The following is an 18538-nucleotide window of genomic DNA, read 5'->3' as shown; positions in this document are numbered from 1 at the left end:
TCCATTTGCCATCCTACAGTCGAGCCATCGTTCAAGAAAGGTCCTTCGACATGAAAGCCATCGGTTACTACCAATCCCTTGCCATCGACAACCCCGAGTCGCTGCAGGACATCGAATTGCCCACGCCCGCGGTCGGCCCGCGCGACCTGCTGGTGCGCGTCAAGGCCGTCTCGGTCAATCCGGTCGACACCAAGGTGCGCAAGAACATGGCGCCCGAAGCCGGCCACGCCAAGGTGCTGGGCTGGGACGCCGCGGGCACGGTCGAGGCCATCGGCGCCGGGGTGAAGAATTTCAAGGTCGGCGACCGCGTGTACTACGCCGGTTCGATCGTCCGGCCCGGCACCAATGCGGAACTGCACGCCGTCGACGAGCGCATTGCGGCCCTTGCACCCAAGAGCCTCGACGACGCACAGGCTGCCGCGTTGCCGCTGACCACCATCACCGCCTACGAACTGCTGTTCGATCGCCTCAAGGTGCCGAAGGGCGGCGGCGCCGGGCAGACGCTGCTCGTCACCGGCGGCGCCGGCGGCGTCGGTTCGATCCTGATCCAGCTCGCGCGCCAGCTCACGCAACTGCGCGTGGTGGCCACGGCTTCGCGCGCCGAGACGCGGGCGTGGTGCCTGGCACTGGGCGCGCACGCGGTCATCGACCATTCGAAGCCGCTTGCAACCGAGCTCAAGGCCGCGGGCATCGGCGAAGTCGACATGGTCGCCAGCCTCACGCAAACCGGCCAGCACTACGCGCAGATCATCGAAAGCCTCAAGCCCCAGGGCCAGCTGGCGGTGATCGACGACTTGCCGACGCTCGACGCGATGCCGCTCAAGACCAAGTGCATCTCGCTGCACTGGGAAATGATGTTCACGCGTTCGCGCTTCGAAACACCGGACATCGCCGAGCAGGGCGCGCTGCTGGCCGAGGTGGCGGCGTTGGTCGACGCGGGCCGCATCCGCACCACGGCGAACGCGAGCTTCGGCACCATCAACGCGGCCAACCTCCGCAAGGCGCATGCGCTGATCGAAAGCGGCACCGCGCAGGGCAAGGTGGTGCTCGCGGGGTTCTGAGCACAATCGGCCGCATGGCCGACAGCATGACCCCGCCCCTGATCGAATTCGAAACCCCGCGCCTTCGGCTGCGGCAGTGGCGCGAGAGCGATCTCGCGCCCTTTGCCGCGCTCGCGTCCGACCCGGAAGTCATGGCATTTCTGCTGCCGCTTCCCACGCGGGCCGACAGCGATGCACTGGCCGAGCGCCTCCAGGCTCGCATCGACGAGAACGGCTGGGGCTTCTGGGCCGTCGAGCACAAGGACTCGGGCGAATTCGCCGGCTTCACGGGCCTGAACGTGCCGCTGGCGGCGCTGCCCTTCTCACCCTGCGTGGAGATCGGCTGGCGCTTCGGCAGAAAGTGGTGGCGCCAGGGGTTTGCGAGCGAGGCTGCGCGCGGCGCGCTGCAGATCGGTTTCGAACGGCTCGGCTTCGACGAGATCGTGGCATTCACCGCCGTCGGCAACCTTCGGTCGGCCGCAGTGATGGAGCGCATCGGCATGCATGAAGACGTGGCCGGCGCCTTCGACCACCCTGCGCTGCCCGAGGGGCATGCGCTGCGCCGGCACCGGCTCTACCGCATCGGCCGGCCGCCGCAGCAACGCCGATGAGCACGAACGGCGCCGGCCGCTACTTCGCGGCCGACACGCGCCAGACCACGTTGCCCACATCGTCGGCCACCAGCAGGGCGCCACTCTTGTCGAGCGCCACGCCCACGGGCCGGCCTTGCGCCTTTTCGTCCGCCGAGAGAAAACCGGTCAGCACATCGACCGGAGGCCCGCTCGGCTTGCCGCCGGTGAAGGGCACGAACACCACCTTGTAGCCCGACTTCGGCTTGCGGTTCCACGAGCCGTGCTCGCCGATGAAGGCACCGCTCGCAAATTGCGGCGGCATGCCGCGGCCGTCCGAAAAGACCAGGCCGAGCGGCGCGACATGGGAGCCCAGGGCGTAGTCGGGCGCGACGGCCTTGGCGACCATCTGCGGGTTCGGCGGCGTGACGCGCGCATCCACATGGTTGCCGAAATAGCTCCAGGGCCAGCCGTAGAAGGCGCCGTCCTTCACCGAGGTAAGGTAGTCGGGCACCAGGTCGCTGCCGATCTCGTCGCGCTCGTTGACCACGGTCCAGAGCTCCTTGGTCTCCGGGTGCCAGGCCAGGCCGTTGGGGTTGCGCAGGCCGCTCGCAAACAGGCGCTTCTCGCCGCTTTTCACGTCCACCTCCCAGATGGCGGCACGCCCTTCTTCGGCCGCCAGCCCGTTCTCGCCGATGTTGCTGTTGGAGCCCACGGTCACGTAGAGCTTGGTGCCCTCCGCATTGGCAATCACGTTCTTGGTCCAGTGGTGGTTGATGCCCGCGGGCAGCGGCGTCACCACTGTGGGCGCAGCGCTCGCCGCGGTCTGGCCTTCGGTGTACGGCACCTTGACCAGCGCATCGGCGTTGGCAATGAAAAGCTCATTGCCGACCAGCGCCATGCCGAACGGCGAGCTCAGGTTCGACAGGAACACCTGCTTCACTTCGGCGGCGCCGTCTCCGTCGGCATCGCGCAGCAGCGTGATGCGGTTGGGGCTGGGCACGCCGGCACCGGCACGGCTCATGACCTTGTCCATGACCCATTTGCGGATCTTGCCCATGGGGCCGCTGTTGCTGTCGGCGCCTTCCGGTTTGGGGGCTTGTTGCTTTCGGCCACCAGCACGTCGCCGTTGGGCAGGGTGTACACCCAGCGCGGATGGTCCAGCCCGCGCGCCAGCGCCTGCACGCGCAAGCCCGTGGCGGGCTTCGGGGCGGCGGCATCGGCCCAGCCCACGGCGGTGGCCACGTTGACGGTGGGAATCAGCGTCTTGTTGGGCTCGGCCAACTGCGGGCGCGGCCCGACGGTGGCTTCGGGCGCCACCTTGGCGGTTTCACCGCAGCCGGCCAGCGCCAGCGCGGCGGCGACTGCTGCGGTCACAGTGGCCTTGGAGGCCAGCGAGGAAACGGCGATGCCAGGGACCTTCATTCGCTCTCCTTGGTTGTTTGCGGCAACCAGGCCGCATCCGGACAGATCATGCGGACGGCACCCGCGGGGACTGTCGGTCATGGGCGCTTTTTGGCGTGGGCGCACCTCATTCACGCATCGCCGCTACCATCGCCGCATGACCGACGACCTGTTCCGCGCCGACGCGTACCTGCGCGCCTGCGAAGCCCGCATCCTGCGCATCGACGACTCCGGCATCGTGCTGGACCGTACCGTGTTCTATCCGCTCGGCGGCGGACAGGCCGGCGACGCGGGCGTGCTGGCGCTGGCGGACGGCCGGGAAGTCGTCATCGCCGACACCCGCAAGGCCAAGAATGAAGAAGGCCAGGCCACCAGCGAATTCGTTCACGTGCCCGCGCCCGAACAGGCCGAACTGCTGGCTGCCTTGAAGCCGGGCGATACAGTCACCGCGCGCCTCGACTGGGAGCGCCGCCACCGGCTGATGCGCTTTCACACCGCCAGCCACCTGCTGTGCCACCTGGTGCCGGTGCCCGTGAACGGCTGCTCGATCACGCCCGACTACGCGCGCATCGACTTCCACATGACCGACCCGCTCGACAAGGAAGCGCTGACCGCCGGCCTCGCGCGGCTGGTGCGAGCGGCCCATCCGCTGACCGTGGGCGCCATCACCGACGAAGAGCTCGACGCCAACCCGGCGCTGGTGAAGAGCATGAGCGTGCAGCCGCCGCGCGGCACGGGCACGGTGCGCACCATTCGCATCGGCGGTGAGGGCGAGGCGCAGATCGACTTTCAGCCTTGCGGCGGCACGCATGTTGCAAACACTGCCGAGATTGGCGCGGTGATGGTCACCAAGATCGAGAAAAAGAGCGCCAACAGCCGCCGCGTGGTGCTGGGCTGGGCCGCTTGAGCGCCCATACTGCCCGGAACTTCGCACCGCCCGCCCGCTCCGACTGATCGGCATGATCCTCTCCCGCTTTCATTTAGCTACGTTTCTGGTAGCAACCGCCGCAGCCTGCATGCCGGCCGCAGCGCAATTGGCCTCCAAGCCAGGTGCTGTCGTCACCACCCCCCACGTGCGCGCCGAACTGGTCGCGCATGCGCCCAACGGCGTGTCCCCGGGCGCACCGGTCTGGGTCGGGCTGCAGATCACCCATCAGCCCGAGTGGCACACCTACTGGAAGAACGCCGGCGATTCCGGCTTGCCGACCGAGTTGAACTGGACGCTCCCGGCGGGCGTCGCCGCCGGCGAGATCGCCTGGCCGGTGCCGAAGAAGATCCCGATCGGCAACCTGGCCAACTACGGCTACGAGGGCACGGTGCTGCTGCCGGTGCCGCTCGAGGTGTCGAGCAATTTCAAGCCGCCGCTGGCGCTGGGCACAGGCGCCTCGGGCCTCGACATCCGCCTGAAGGCCACATGGCTGGTGTGCCGCAAGGAATGCATTCCCGAGGAAGGCGAGTTCACGCTGGCCCTGCCGCTGCAGGGCTCGACCGCGCTGCACAAGGCCGAGTTCGACGCGGCCCAGGCCGCACAGCCGCAGCCGCTCGACAAGCCGGGCACCGTGGAAGTCAGCGGCAACAACCTGCAGGTGCGGCTCGAAGACCTGCCCGCGGCCGCGCAGGGCAAGACCCTTGGCTTCTTCCCCGAAACGCCCGAACTGATCCGCACCGCGGCGGTCTCGGGCAAGGACTGGACGCAAAGCTGGCAGGGCGGCACCTGGACCGCCACCTTGCCGCTGGCCGACCAGCGCAGCGCCAGCCCCACCACCTTGCCGCTGGTGGTGACGCTGGCCGAAGGCGACCGGCAGCCCGGCCAGCCGGTGGCCTGGCGTACCGAGGCGCCGGTCAGCGGCACTTGGCCGACCACCGCGCCGCGCGCCGAGGTTTCGCCCGCGCTGCAGGCCGCGCTTGCCGCCAATGCGGCGAATGCGGCTGCCGCCCCCGCGCCGCCCGCGGACTTGCCGGCCCAGCCCGCCGGCACTTTTGTCGTCGCGCTGCTGGGCGCCGTGCTCGGCGGCCTGCTGCTCAACCTCATGCCCTGCGTGTTTCCCATCCTGGCCATCAAGGTGCTGGGCTTCGCGCGGCAGGCGGGCAACCGCAGCGCCCACCGCACGGCGGGCCTGGCCTACACGGGCGGCGTGATGCTCTCGTTTCTCGCGCTGGGCGGCGCCATGCTCGCGCTGCGCGCGGCGGGGGCCCAGCTCGGCTGGGGCTTCCAGCTGCAATCGCCGGCCGTGGTGGCGGCGCTGGCGGCGCTGTTCACGCTCATCGGCCTCAACCTTGCGGGCGTTTTCGAGTTCGGCCGCGCGGCACCGCTGTCGGTGTGTTCCGCCCAGGCCAAGCACCCGATCGCCAACGACTTTCTTTCCGGCGTGCTGGCGGTGGTGATCGCTTCGCCCTGCACCGCGCCGTTCATGGGCGTTTCGCTCGGCTTTGCCATCGGCCTCCCCGCCGCGCAGGCCCTGCTGCTGTTCGCGGCGTTGGGCCTCGGGCTGGCGCTGCCCTACCTGGTGGCGGGCTTCGTTCCGGCCATTGCGCGGCTGCTGCCCAAGCCCGGACCGTGGATGAACACGCTGCGCCGGCTGCTGGCGTTTCCGATGTTCGCGACCGTGGCGTGGCTGGTCTGGGTGCTGGGGCAGCAAAGCGGCATCGACGGCGCGGGCACGCTGCTCGCGCTGCTGGTGTGCATGGCCGCCATCGTCTGGGCGCTGACGCTGCGCGGCCGCACGCGGCTGGTCATTGCCACGGTGCTGGTCGCCTTTACCGCGGTGCTCACCGCGGCCATCGGGCGCAACGTGCTGCAGACGGTGGAGCCGGCCAAGCTCGCGTCCTCCTCCAATGAGCACCGGCCAGCGCTGGCAGCCCTGGTCGGCCGAACGCGTAGCCGAGCTCACGGGCGCGGGGCAGCCGGTGTTCATCGACTTCACGGCCGCTTGGTGCGTGACCTGCCAGTACAACAAGAAAGCCACGCTGGCCGATGCCGAGGTGCTGGCCGACTTCGACGGCAAGAAGGTCGCGATGCTGCGCGCCGACTGGACGCGCCGCGACCCCGCAATTACCGCGGCGCTGACCTCGCTCGGGCGCAGCGGCGTGCCGCTGTATGTGCTGCAGGCGCCCGGCAAGCCGCCGGTCGTACTGACCGAAATCCTGGGCAAGGACGAGGTTCGCGCAGCGCTGGCCGCGCTTTGACCCCCGGCGTGACATGGGTTGTCACATGCACTTGAGAAAAGCGGCCTAAGCTGTCGCCGTTGTTTGTTTTTTTATTTGGAGTTCAAGCTGGCCATGTCACTTTCGCCATCGTCCGACTCGCGTTCCATTCGTGCCGCGCGCCACGCCCGCGCCGCCCTCACCCGCGCCTCGCGCCGCGCCGTCGTGGCCGCGGCCGTGGCGCTCGGCGCCACCTTCCTGATGGGCAACAACGCCTTTGCAGCGCCTGCCGTGGGCCAGCAGGCGCCCGATTTCGTTGCCGTGGACACCAGCGGCGCCAAGCACAAGCTCTCCGACTTTGCCGGCAAGTTCGTGGTGCTCGAGTGGACCAACCCGGGCTGCCCGTTCGTGCGCAAGCACTACAACAGCGGCAACATGCCCGCCACGCAAAAGTCGGCCACGGCCAAGGGCGTGGTGTGGCTGTCGGTCAACTCCACCGAGCGCGCAGCCAGCGACTACCTGCAGCCCGCCGCGCTCGACGCATGGATGAAGTCGCAAAAGGCCGCGCCCACCGCGGTGCTGATGGACGAAGACGGCGTGATCGGCCAGGCCTACGGCGCGCGCACCACGCCGCACATCTTCATCATCGACCCCAAGGGCGTGCTGGTGTACGCGGGCGGCATCGACAGCATTGCCTCGGCCCGGCCCGACGACATCAAGAGCGCGACCAACTACGTGAACCAGGCGCTCGGCGAAGCTTTCGGCGGCAAGCCGATCTCGGCAGCCTCGACGCGGCCGTACGGCTGCTCGGTCAAATACAAGACCTGAAAAAGACCTGAAGTAAAAGCCGGCAGTGACAGGTACCTGACCGCACTGGTCAGGCAGCGGTCGGGAACCCCGGCCTACCCTTGGGCGAACTACTTCGCCCAAGGGGACAACGAAATGAATCCTGCGCACACCGCCGCGCAACCGGGCCCGGCCGCCCGCGCCGCTCCAGGCACCGCCGCCGCCGCCGCTGCTTCGACGTCCTCCTCCTCCTCGAAATTCGCCACCGTCCTGCGCGTGACGGGCGGCAATTTCATGGAGATGTTCGACTTCTTCCTGTTCGGCTTCTACGCCACGCAGATCTCGAAGGCCTTCTTCCCGGCGGGCGACGAGTTCGCATCGCTGATGCTGACCTTCATGACCTTCGGCGCGGGCTTCCTGATGCGGCCGCTGGGCGCGATTTTTCTTGGCGCCTACGTCGACCGCGTCGGCCGCCGCAAGGGCCTGATCGTCACGCTCGCGCTGATGGCGCTGGGCACCCTGCTCATCGCCTGCGTGCCGGCCTACGCGACCATCGGCTTCGCGGCGCCGCTGCTGGTGCTGGTCGGCCGGCTGCTGCAGGGCTTCTCGGCCGGCGTGGAGCTGGGCGGTGTCTCGGTCTACCTGTCAGAAATGGCAACGCCGGGGCGCAAGGGCTTTTACGTGAGCTGGCAGTCGGCCAGCCAGCAGGTGGCAATCATCGTGGCGGCAGCGCTCGGCTATTGGCTGAATGTGACCTTCACCTCGCAGCAAATCGGCGACTTCTACTGGCGCATTCCGTTCTTCGTCGGCTGCCTGATCGTGCCGGTGCTGTTCGTCATTCGCCGCTCGCTGCAAGAGACCGAGGAGTTCATGGCACGCAAGCACCGCCCAGATGCGCGCGAAATCTTCCAGTCGATGATCGCCAACTGGGGCCTGGTGGTCGCGGGAATGATGCTGGTGTCGATGACCACGGTGTCGTTCTACCTGATCACGGTCTATACGCCGACCTTTGGCAAGTCGGTGCTGCACCTGAGCACGACCGATGCGCTGGTCGTCACGCTGTGCGTGGCCATCTCCAACTTCATCTGGCTGCCGATCATGGGCGCGCTCTCGGACCGCGTGGGCCGCAAGCCGCTATTGATCCTGTTCACGGCGCTGACCATCCTGACCGCGTACCCCTCGCTCAAGTGGCTGGTAGGCGCGCCGAGCTTCGCGCGCATGCTCGAAGTGGAACTGTGGCTGTCGTTCCTCTACGCGAGCTACAACGGCGCGATGGTGGTGGCGCTCACCGAGGTGATGCCGGTCAACGTGCGAACCGCCGGCTTCTCGCTGGCCTACAGCCTGGCCACCGCGCTGTTCGGCGGATTCACGCCGGCCATTGCCACGGGCCTGATCGAGATGACGGGCGACAAGGGCGCACCGGGTTTGTGGATGACCGCGGCGGCCGTCTGCGGGCTGGTCGCCACGTTGTTGCTGTATCGGCGCCAGGTGAATCCTGCGGATTCGGTGCGGGTGCCGGTGGTCTGAATTCTGGTTCTTGCGCTTGTCGGTTCAGGGCGCGCACCGCCGACGGGGTACCTTGCTCCGCGAATGTCCCCCGGCCTGCGGCCTCCTCCTTTATTTCGCTGCGCAAGGCACCCCATCGACGTGAGCGTTGCACAGAGCGGTGGTTGATCGAGCGGAACAATCGCAGCGCCCGGTGTGCACAGGGCATCGGGTGCTCCCCGCAGCGAAATAAAGGAGGAGCCGAAGGCGGGGGACATTCGCGGAGGGGAGTACCCGGTGGCCTGTGCACGCGCCCTGAACAGCAGCCCCGAACAAACAGCCCCCACAAGCAGCAAAAGCAAAGTCCCCTCCCCTGCGACAATCGGGCAATGCCTTTCGCCCCATTGCAAAACGACACTTTCCTGCGGGCCTGCTGGCGCCAGGCCACTGACCATACCCCCGTCTGGCTCATGCGCCAGGCCGGTCGCTACCTGCCCGAGTACGTGGCCACCCGCGCCAAGGCCGGCAGCTTCATGGGGCTGGCGACCAACACCGACTACGCCACCGAAGTCACCCTGCAGCCGCTCGAGCGCTATCCGCTCGATGCCGCCATTCTTTTCTCCGACATCCTCACCGTGCCCGACGCCATGGGCCTTGGCCTTTCGTTCGAGGCCGGCGAAGGCCCGCGCTTTGCACGGCCTGTGCGCGACGAGGCCGCCGTTGCCGCGCTTGAAGTGCCCGACATGGCCAAGCTGCGCTACGTGTTCGATGCCGTGGCGTCGATCCGCAAGGCCCTCGATGGCCGCGTGCCCCTCATCGGCTTTTCGGGCAGCCCCTGGACCCTCGCCTGCTACATGGTCGAGGGCGCAGGCTCCAGCGACTACCGGCTCGTGAAGAGCATGCTCTACAGCCGCCCCGACCTCATGCACCGCCTGCTCGCGGTCAACGCCGACTCCGTGGCCACCTACCTCAATGCGCAGATCGACGCCGGCGCGCAGGCCGTGATGGTGTTCGACAGCTGGGGCGGCGTGCTCGCCGATGGCGCATTCCAGGAATTCAGCCTTGCCTACACCGCACGCGTGCTGGCCGGCCTGAAGCGCAATGGCGCCGATGGGCAGCCCGTGCCGCGCATCGTGTTCACCAAGGGCGGCGGCTTGTGGCTCGAAGCCATGCGCGAGCTCGACTGCGAAGTGCTCGGCGTCGACTGGACCGTGAGCCTTGCGTCCGCGCGCCGCCTGGTCGGCGAAGGCAATGACGACAAGGCCAAGGCCCTGCAGGGCAACATCGACCCCAACGTGCTGTTCGCGCCCCCGGCGCAGATCGAGGCCGAGGTGGCCAAGGTGCTCCAGGCCTTCGGCAAGCCGCACGCCGGCTCGGCCAAGGGGCCGACCCACATCTTCAACCTGGGCCACGGCATCAGCCAGTTCACCCCGCCGGACCACGTGGCAGCGCTGGTGCAGGCGGTGCACGCACAATCCCGCGCGCTGCGCGGTTGAAACTGTTACCCGACGGGCCTGCGCGCGTCGGCGAACTGGTTTTCCCTGAAAAGCAGTTCGCAGCCGTTTGTCAAGCGTAAAAACGGTGTAGGAGGCCCGACTTATGCACAAAACACGTGCTGCACTGCGCAAGATTATCTGAGGCGGGCCCCTCTTTGCTCCTAAACAAGTAGCGTGCGTAAGTGGTTGATTTATATAGGATTTGAACTTTGCTTTTTTGAGGGCAATCCAGTCAGACGCTTGATTTTCAAGGCTCCGCGGCGTGTCGAGCCCTGTTGTCAACAAAGTTATCCACAGAATCTCTGGATGAGCTTCAAAGCACAGGAAAATCAACGACTTAAGTGATTTTGCTCAAAGTCGCATTAACAAACCTTGCCAACAGAGACGCCCATTTCCACCGCCAGCAGCCCTGCCCCGGAAACCCCGGCAGCGCCGGCGAACACGCCCGCCGCGATGGCTTGGCGGCTCGACATCGCCGTTCAAACGCCGGCGCACGCGGCGCTTGGCGATCTGCTGAGCTACGCCAGCGCGGCGCCGCTCGCCCCCGGCACGCTGGCACGGGTGCCGCTGGGCCGGCGCGAAGTGCTGGGCGTGGTCTGGAACGACCCCAGCTCGCTGGAGGGCGCCGAGCCCGACATGGCGCTCAAGCCCGTGGGTGCGGCGCTCGATGCGCTCGCGCCGCTCGGCGAAGCCTGGCGCGATCTCGTCGCCTTTGCCGCGCGGTACTACCAGCGCTCGATCGGCGAGATCGCGCTCGCGGCCCTGCCGCCGCAGTTGCGCGACCTGACCGGCACGCAACTGGCACGCCGCCTCAAGCGCAAGACCACCACCGGGCCGGTGGCCGAGACCGCCGAAGCCGCCAACCTGATCGCGCTCAGCCCGGAGCAAACCGCAGCCCTCGCGCGCATCGAGGCCGAGACAGGCACCTTCCTGCTGGTTGGCAGCACCGGCAGCGGCAAGACCGAGGTGTACCTGCGCTGCGTGGCCGACCTGCTCGCGCGCGACGCCGGCGCGCAGGCGCTGGTGATGGTGCCCGAGATCAACCTCACGCCGCAGCTCGAAGCCCGCTTCAAGGCACGCTTCGGGGACGACGCGGTGGTGTCGCTGCACAGCGGCATGACCAACCCGCAGCGGCTCGCAAGCTGGCTTGCGGCGCACAGCGGGGCCGCGCGCATCGTGCTGGGCACGCGCATGGCGGTGTTCGCGTCGATGCCGGGGCTCAGGCTCATCGTGGTCGACGAAGAGCACGACCCCAGCTACAAGCAGCAGGAAGGCGCACGGTATTCGGCGCGCGACCTCGCCGTGTGGCGCGGCCAGCGCGAGGGCGCGAAAGTCATCCTCGGTTCGGCCACGCCGTCGCTCGAGAGCTGGCACCAGAGCCGCCCCGCCGAGGGCGAAGACCCGGGCGGGCGCTACGTGCGGTTGGCCATGCCCTCGCGCATCGGCGCCGGCGAGCTGCCCGCCGTGCGGCTGGTCGACATGAACCTGCAGCCGCCCAAGACCGTGCTCTCGGCCGCGCTGCTCGACGCCATCGGCCAGCGCATTGCGCGCGGCGAACAGAGCATGGTGTTCTTGAACCGCCGCGGCTATGCGCCGGTGCTGGCCTGCGCCGATTGCGGCTGGAAGAGCGAATGCCCGCACTGCAGCGCCTACCGCGTGTTCCACAAGATCGATCGCACGCTGCGCTGCCACCACTGCGGCTTTACCGAGCGCGTGCCGCGCGCCTGCCCGGCGTGCGGCAACCCCGACATCGCGCCGGTGGGCCGCGGCACCGAGCGGCTCGAAGAGCACCTGGCCGAGCTGTTCGCCAGCGTGAAGCGGCCCGACGGCAACGCGGTGCGCATTGCGCGCATCGATGCCGACAGCACCAAGAAGCAGGGCGCACTCGAATCGCAGCTCGCGTCGGTGCACTCGGGCGAGGTCGACGTGCTGGTCGGCACGCAGATGATTGCCAAGGGGCACGACTTCCGGCGCATCACGCTGGTGGCCGCCGTGAACCCCGACGGCGCGCTGTTCTCCAGCGACTTTCGCGCGCCCGAGCGGCTGTTCAGCCTGCTGATGCAATCGGCCGGACGCGCGGGGCGCGACGCCGCGTACCTGGCAGCGCAAGGCGCCACGGCCGAGATGTGGATCCAGACGCACCATGCGCAGCATCCGCTCTTTGCCGCGCTGCGAAGGCACGACTACGCCGCTTTCGCGCGGCAGCAGCTCGAAGAGCGCGCCGCGGCCGGCATGCCGCCGTTTGCATTCCAGGCATTGCTGCGCGCCGATGCGCGCTCGCAGGAAGCCGCGCAGGCCTTCTTGAATGCGGCGAGCACCGCGGCCGATGCACTCGAAGGCGCCGACCGCGTGCTGCGCTACCCCGCAGTGCCGCTGGCCATTCAGCGCGTGGCCAATGTGGAACGGGCGCAGATGCTGATCGAAAGCCCGTCGCGCGCCGCGCTGCAGCGCCTGCTGGCAGCCTGGCAGCCGCTGCTGCACGCGTTGCGGCGCACGCCCGAGGGCAAGGGCGTGATCCGCTGGCTGGTCGACGTCGACCCGCACAGCATTTGAGGCAGCGGCCTTTTACCGAGGCCGGCCTTTGTCAGTGGTGCAGGCCCGCGGGCTCCTTGCCCATGTCGACGTAGCGCAGCTCGCTGCTGCGCCGCCGAGCGATGCTTCCGGGCCATGCGAACACCACCAGGCTCAAGGCGCCCAACGCGAGCGAGGTGGCGGTGCCGAGGGTGTCGGCATGCCACAACCAGCCCACGCTGGCGACCCAGGCCAGCCACAGCAGAATACGAACAAGTATTGCCATAGTGCCCCCATACATACTTTGATTTGCAAACACTTTAGCAGTGTTTTGAAAACACAAGCACTCATCTGTAGTGGTAACGATAGCTATGGCTTATGGCCTACACGCGAATCGGAAATAATCTGAAAAAGCGGTTGACTGCATGCCCGCCTGCTATTCAAGCTGTTACAGCGCGGGCCCGTTCCGGCCTCGCGCGTCAAGCAAGAATGCTGGTCGCCAGGGGTTGCCGTGAAACTGCCTTCATCTCTCGGTTGGGCTCTTCTTTTTGCATGCGCATGCTCCGCGGCCGAACTCGAACTGCAGGGCAGCCGGCTGGTGGTGTCGGGCATGCTCGACGGCACGGCTATCAAGGCCTTTACCGAGCACCTGGGCAAAGGCACGGTGCGCACCGTGGTGTTCGAGGACTCGTTCGGCGGCACCGCCGAAGCAGCCGGCGCCTATGCCGAGGCCATTCGCTCGAGCGGGGTGGAAACCGAAATCCGCGGCCAGTGCCTGGCCGCCTGCGCCTACGCCTTTCTTGCCGGCAAGACGCATCGCTTCGGTGACGGCTTCCAAGTGAACGGCGTGCTGCTGCCGGTGGCCGCCAGGCCCACCGCCTCCGAACTGGCCATGCGATGGCGCGGCGGCGAAGTGCACAAGACGCTGGCCGAGTTCTCGCCCGCCTCCGCTTCCGCCTCCGCCTCCGCCGCCGGCTCTGGCAGCGCTGCGGAACTCGGCTCCGAGCCGGTCAAGGACAACTGGCAGCCCGATCACGGCGTGCTCTTCACGGCCAGCCCCACGCTGTTCGGCTACATCTACAACGCGTTCTATTGCGACGGCACCCAGGGCCGCGACTTCACCAAGTGCGAGCGCCTTTCGGACGCCGATCCGTTCAAGCTCGGCGTGCTGACACCCTGATTCAACAGACGCGCCTTTCAGCGCCCCGGCTCAGCGCAGCAGGCCCACCGCCAACGGAAAACTGAAGAAGGTTGCGACCGTCGTCCAAAGAATGATGCGTGCGATGCGGCCGCTGTCGGCGCCGAAGCGCTCGGCCAGCATGGCCACGTTGCTGGCGCTCGGCAGCGCCGCCACCAGCACGATCACCACCAGCGCCGAAGAAGAGAGCGGCAGCCCGAGCGCAATGGCGCCCCGCCCCAGCGCCCACACCAGCAGCGGATGCACGAGCAGCTTGACGCCCACCACCGGCAGCACGTCGGCCAGCGGCGCCTTGCGTGCAAGCGCCGACTTCACCCCCATGGCCGCGGCCACTTCCGCGCTGGCCGCGTGCTCGCGGGCGAGCAGCGCCGACCGCGCCAGCACCGCGCCAATGGTGAAGAGCGCCACTGGCGAAGCCGCATCGGCCAGCATGGCCACGGTGCGCTCCACGGGCCCCGGCAGGCGCCAGCGCGCGGCCGAGAGCAGCACGCCCAGCAGAATCGACCACGGCATCGGATTGACCAGCACGCCGCGCAGCGCCTGGCGCGCCGCCTGCCGCGGGCCGTGATGCGCGGCGCCGCTGCCGGTGCCGTCGAGCCGCGAGAGGGCAATGCACAGCGACGAGGTCACGACCAGGTCGAACGCGATGGTGATGATCATCGGCCCCGCCGCCTGCGCACCCAGCAGCGCCACCAAAAGCGGCACGCCCATGAAGCCGGTGTTCGGAAACGCCGCCACCAGCGCGCCGAAGGCGCCGTCGTTCCAGCCGATGCGCGCATTGCGGGTGAAGACGACCGTGCCCGCCACCACGGCCAGCGCGCTCACGCCCCAGACCAGTGCAACGCTGCCGTCGAGCAGTTGCCCGATCGGCGTGCCGGCACCGAAGCGCAACAGCATGCAAGGCAGCGCGAAATACAGCACGAAGGTGTTGAGGCCGGGAATCGCGTCCAGCGGCAGGACGCGTGCTCGTGCCGCGCCATAGCCGGCGGCAATCAGCGCGAAGAAAGGAAAGGTAACGAGAAATACAGGCAGCACCGGCTGATTGTCGTTGCATCCCGCATGGTGAACTTCGGCGGGGTTGCGCGAGAGCTGCGCCCCGTATCATTGCCCGCTTTGCGCCTGCCCGTTCCCTCGCGGCCTTCCGTTCCCACTCCTCATGTCTTCCGGTCTCAATCTCGCGCAACAAGAAGCTGTCAATTACCTGCATGGCCCCTGCCTCGTGCTCGCGGGCGCGGGCTCGGGCAAGACGCGCGTCATCACGCACAAGATCGGCCGCCTCATCCAGGCCGGCCTGGAGCCCAAGCGCATTGCGGCCATCACCTTCACCAACAAGGCTGCGAGCGAAATGCGCGAGCGCGCCAAGGGGTTGATCGGCCGTGACGCGAAGCATGTGGTGATCTGCACCTTTCACGCGCTGGGCGTGCGCATGATGCGCGAAGACGGCGCCGTGCTGGGCCTGAAGCCGGCCTTCAGCATTCTGGACAGCGACGACGTCACCAAGATATTGAAGGACGCCGGCGGCACCACCGACACCGCCACCGCGCGCATCTGGCAGTGGACCATCAGCAAGTGGAAGAACATGGGGCTGAACGCCGCACAGGCCGAGGCCGCGGCGGTGGACGACAACGAGCGCATCACCGCGCGCATCATGGCGCGCTACGAAGAGCGGCTCACGGCCTACCAGAGCGTCGATTTCGACGACCTCATCGGCATGCCGCTCAAGCTGCTGCGCGACTACGAAGAGGTGCGCACCAAGTGGCAAAACACGCTGGGCCACATCCTGGTGGACGAATACCAGGACACCAACGCCACCCAATATGAAGTGCTGAAGGCGCTGGCCGGCGCACGCGGTCGCTTCACCGCGGTGGGCGACGACGACCAGTCGATCTACGGCTGGCGCGGCGCCACGCTGGACAACCTGCGCAAGCTGCCGGTCGACTATCCGGACCTGAAGGTCATCAAGCTGGAGCAGAACTACCGCTCCACCAGCGCCATTCTGCGGGCGGCCAACAACGTGATCGGCCCCAACCCGAAGCTGTTTCCGAAGACGCTGTTCTCCGAGCTGGGCGAAGGCGAGCCGGTGCGCATCGTCGATGCCGACTCCGAGGCGCACGAGGCCGAGCGCGCGGTGGCGCGCATCATCAGCCTGCGCGCGGGCGACGCCACGGCGCAGGGCAAGCAGTACAAGGAGTTTCGCGACTTCGCCATTCTTTACCGCGCCAACCACCAGGCGCGCGTGTTCGAGCAGGCGCTGCGCAAGGCACAGATTCCCTACAAGGTCTCGGGCGGGCAGAGCTTTTTCGATCGCGCCGAAATCAAGGACCTGTGCGGCTGGTTTCGCCTGTGGGTCAACAACGACGACGACCCGGCGTTCCTGCGCGCGATCACCACGCCCAAGCGCGGCATCGGCCACACCACGCTCGCGAGCCTCGGCACCTTTGCCAGCCAGTACAAGCTGAGCCTGTTCGAAGCGCTCTTCAGCCCGTCGCTGCCGAGCGTGATGCCCAAGCGCACGCTGGAGGGCATCCACGAGTTCGGCCGCTACATCAACGACCTGGAATACCGCGCGCGCCGCACCATGGGCGCGGAAGATTCGCGCACCTTCATGCTCGAATGGCTGAAGGAGATCGACTACGAGAAGCACCTGTACGACGGCGAGGACAGCGAACAGGCTGCGGCCGCGCGCTGGACCAATGTGCTGGAGTTCGTCGACTGGATGTCGCAGCGCGCCGGCGGCGTGATCGACGATGCCTCGGGCGCCGACAACAACGTCGAGAGCGAACGCAAGAGCCTGCTCGAAGTGGCGCAGACCATCTCGCTGCTCTCGACCATCAGCGAGCGCGAGCAGGACCAGAACGTGGTCACGCTCTCTACGCTGCATGCCTCCAAGGGCCTCGAGTGGCCGCACGTGATGCTGATCGGCGTGACCGAGGGGCTGCTGCCCTTCAAGCTCGAGGACGACAACGGCCGCCAGCTGAAGGTGAGCGACGAAACACTGCAGCGGCTGCAGGAAGAGCGCCGCCTCATGTACGTGGGCATCACGCGCGCGCAGCGCAGCCTGGCCGTGAGCTGGACCAAGAAGCGCAAGCAGGGCCGCGAGATGGTGCCCTGCGTACCGAGCCGCTTCATCGCCGAAATGGGCCTGGACAAGGCCACCACGCGCGAAGACCCGCGCGAGAAGCTCAAGGCCCTGCGTGCCGAGTTCGCGCGCAAGGCCCAGGACAGTGCTGCGGCTGCGGCGGCGGCCGCCTCCGCGTCATGAAGGCGCGAATCCTGCTGCTGTCGCTGGCCGCGCTCTGCACCGCATGCGCCGGCCCCGGGGGCTCGGAACGCGGCACCGCCCGGATGCCCCGCCACCGCGCGCGACCTGCCGGTGGAAGCGCTGTACGGCAACTGGCAGGCGCGCTTCGACGGCCTTCCGGGCGCGGCCACGGTCGTGCTTGGCAAGCACCCCGAATACGTGGGCGTGCGCGGCACCATCACGCGTGCGGCAGGTGCTCCTTCGGGCAACGCATCGGTCGCGCAGCTGGCGGGCGATGTAGACGACGAGGGGCAGCTCGCCATCGACGAATCGCTCGACGGGCGCAGCATCAGCGGCGTGTGGTCCGGCACGCTGCAGCCGGACTCCTGCGGGCGCGAGTTCAGGGGCACCTGGCGCAACGCCGCCGACGAAACCACACATCCCTTCACTCTGAAAAAGACGGAAAGGACCGCAGAGAAATGAATCCACTCCATCTACGCACCACCCTTGCCGCGAGCCTTCTGGCGCCCGGCCTCTTTGCGTCGTCGCTGGCCAGCGCACAAGCGGTGGAAAAACCTTCCAGCCCGCTGGCCGATGCCCAACTGACCTGGCAGCAGTGCGCTGCACTGGGCAACAGCAACGAAGCCCGGCTGGCCTGCTTCGACCGCTGGGCGCAGCAGCAGACGCTGCCTTCGGTGTCGGTGCCCGTGGCGCCGCCGGTGTTGGCAAGTACCCAGCCGGCGCCGCCGGTGGACGGTTCCGTGCCGGCCACGCGCGTGGTGTCGGTCGCCACCAGCGAGGGCTGCCGCGACCGGCAGTATTCCGCGCTGTCGCGCTTCTGGGAGCTGGAAAACGGCAGCGACTGCGGCACCTTCGTGTTCCGCGGCTACCGGCCGCTGAACGTGTCGGCCTCGGCCGCCACCAGCAAGCCCGACACGCCCACGTCGCCGTCCGAAGGCCACACCGCCTCGCCGGTGGACTACCAGGCCAATGAAATGCGCATCGGCCTTTCGGTGCGTACCAAGATTGCGCAGGGCCTGCTCACGCAGAACGACCCGATCAAGAAAGACTCGCTCTGGTTTGCGTATTCGCAGCAGTCGACGTGGCAGCTGTTCAACGGCTCGATCTCGCGGCCGTTCCGCACCACCGACCACGAGCCCGAGATGATGTATGTCTACCCGCTCGACTTCAGGCTGCCCGGTGGCTGGCGCTGGCGCTATGCGGGCGTGGGCCTGGTGCACCAGTCGAACGGCCAGAGCCTGCCGCTGTCGCGCAGCTGGAACCGCGTCTACCTGATGGGCGGCGCCGAGCTCGACGACCGCTTCAGCATCACCGGGCGCGTCTGGCAACGACTGTCGGAAAGCGTGGCAAAGGACGACAACCCCGACATCTCCAGCTACATCGGCCGCGCCGAGGTCACGGGCCGCTGGAACTTCAACCGCGACAACACGCTGGCCCTCACCGTGCGCAACAACCTGCGCGACAGCGGACGCGGCTCGGTGCGGCTCGAGTGGCTGAAAGCCATCGGCGACCCGACCACCAGCAACCTGCGTTTCCACACGCAGCTGTTCCATGGCTACGGCGACACGCTGGTGGACTACAACCGGAAGCGCACCGTGCTGAGCATTGGCCTGAGCCTGGTGGACTTTTAATTCGCCCCGATG

13 protein-coding genes and 2 pseudogenes are annotated in these 18538 nt (G+C 67.8%); 12 read left to right on the top strand and 3 right to left on the bottom strand.

Translation table 11 applies throughout. From position 1 onward, the window contains the following. Nucleotides 1–50: 50 nt before the first annotated feature. Nucleotides 51–1061 carry a zinc-binding alcohol dehydrogenase family protein gene (locus tag M0765_RS12065; RefSeq protein ID WP_258503883.1) on the top strand — a complete coding sequence of 337 codons (1011 nt, stop codon included), beginning with the start codon at nucleotides 51–53 and terminating at the stop codon, nucleotides 1059–1061. Between the two features lie 26 nt (nucleotides 1062–1087). Next, the gene (locus M0765_RS12060) at nucleotides 1088–1651 is read left to right on the top strand and encodes a GNAT family N-acetyltransferase (protein WP_258508237.1); all 564 of its coding nucleotides are present in this window, start codon (nucleotides 1088–1090) and stop codon (nucleotides 1649–1651) included. 19 nt (nucleotides 1652–1670) lie between these two features. Here M0765_RS12060 and M0765_RS12055 read toward each other — a convergent pair. Beyond that, nucleotides 1671–3034: pseudogene (locus M0765_RS12055) on the bottom strand (PQQ-dependent sugar dehydrogenase). A 136-nt stretch (nucleotides 3035–3170) separates the two neighbouring features. Between M0765_RS12055 and M0765_RS12050 the strand changes: the two are divergent. The 6 genes and pseudogenes from M0765_RS12050 (at nucleotide 3171) to M0765_RS12025 (ending at nucleotide 12477) form a co-directional block, all read left to right on the top strand. Then, complete coding sequence (locus M0765_RS12050) at nucleotides 3171–3920, top strand: alanyl-tRNA editing protein (protein WP_258503882.1); 750 nt, start codon at nucleotides 3171–3173, stop codon at nucleotides 3918–3920. Between the two features lie 109 nt (nucleotides 3921–4029). Beyond that, nucleotides 4030–6199: pseudogene (locus M0765_RS12045) on the top strand (protein-disulfide reductase DsbD family protein). Between the two features lie 93 nt (nucleotides 6200–6292). Continuing rightward, entirely contained in the window at nucleotides 6293–6985 is a 693-nt protein-coding gene (locus M0765_RS12040) for a redoxin domain-containing protein (protein WP_258503881.1), read from the top strand. A 114-nt stretch (nucleotides 6986–7099) separates the two neighbouring features. Continuing rightward, a complete protein-coding gene (gene tcuC / locus M0765_RS12035) occupies nucleotides 7100–8470 on the top strand; it encodes an MFS transporter (protein WP_258503880.1) in 1371 nt (456 codons plus the stop codon). A gap of 347 nt (nucleotides 8471–8817) precedes the next feature. Further along, nucleotides 8818–9924, top strand: coding sequence for a uroporphyrinogen decarboxylase (hemE, locus tag M0765_RS12030; protein WP_258503879.1), 1107 nt, complete (start codon nucleotides 8818–8820; stop codon nucleotides 9922–9924). 453 nt (nucleotides 9925–10377) lie between these two features. Next, on the top strand, nucleotides 10378–12477 hold the full coding sequence (locus M0765_RS12025; RefSeq protein ID WP_258503878.1) for a primosomal protein N': 2100 nt from the start codon (nucleotides 10378–10380) through the stop codon (nucleotides 12475–12477). Nucleotides 12478–12508: 31 nt separating this feature from the next. Here the strand turns inward: M0765_RS12025 and M0765_RS12020 are convergent, their stop codons facing one another. Then, entirely contained in the window at nucleotides 12509–12721 is a 213-nt protein-coding gene (locus M0765_RS12020) for a hypothetical protein (RefSeq protein WP_157611880.1), read from the bottom strand. Between the two features lie 324 nt (nucleotides 12722–13045). On the opposite strand from M0765_RS12020, the gene M0765_RS12015 reads away from it, so the two are divergent. Then, nucleotides 13046–13615, top strand: coding sequence for a hypothetical protein (locus tag M0765_RS12015; RefSeq protein ID WP_274708949.1), 570 nt, complete (start codon nucleotides 13046–13048; stop codon nucleotides 13613–13615). Between the two features lie 30 nt (nucleotides 13616–13645). On the opposite strand, the gene M0765_RS12010 is transcribed toward M0765_RS12015, so the two are convergent. Then, nucleotides 13646–14668 (bottom strand): AEC family transporter, encoded by a 1023-nt coding sequence (locus tag M0765_RS12010; RefSeq protein WP_258503876.1) that lies wholly within the window; start codon nucleotides 14666–14668, stop codon nucleotides 13646–13648. A 121-nt stretch (nucleotides 14669–14789) separates the two neighbouring features. Between M0765_RS12010 and M0765_RS12005 the strand changes: the two genes are divergently transcribed. From M0765_RS12005 to M0765_RS11995, 3 genes are all read left to right on the top strand, one after another. After that, nucleotides 14790–16895, top strand: a complete 2106-nt coding sequence (locus M0765_RS12005; protein WP_258503875.1) for an ATP-dependent helicase — start codon at nucleotides 14790–14792, stop codon at nucleotides 16893–16895. 111 nt (nucleotides 16896–17006) lie between these two features. Further along, on the top strand, nucleotides 17007–17357 hold the full coding sequence (locus tag M0765_RS12000; RefSeq protein ID WP_258503874.1) for a hypothetical protein: 351 nt from the start codon (nucleotides 17007–17009) through the stop codon (nucleotides 17355–17357). After that, nucleotides 17354–18526, top strand: a complete 1173-nt coding sequence (locus M0765_RS11995; protein ID WP_258503873.1) for a phospholipase A — start codon at nucleotides 17354–17356, stop codon at nucleotides 18524–18526. Before M0765_RS12000 ends, M0765_RS11995 begins: the two co-directional genes overlap by 4 nt. Nucleotides 18527–18538 lie beyond the last annotated feature (12 nt).

It is taken from the genome of Variovorax sp. S12S4 (assembly GCF_023195515.1).
Classification (GTDB): Bacteria; Pseudomonadota; Gammaproteobacteria; order Burkholderiales; family Burkholderiaceae_C; genus Variovorax.
This window is presented reverse-complemented; position numbering and strand designations above follow the sequence as displayed.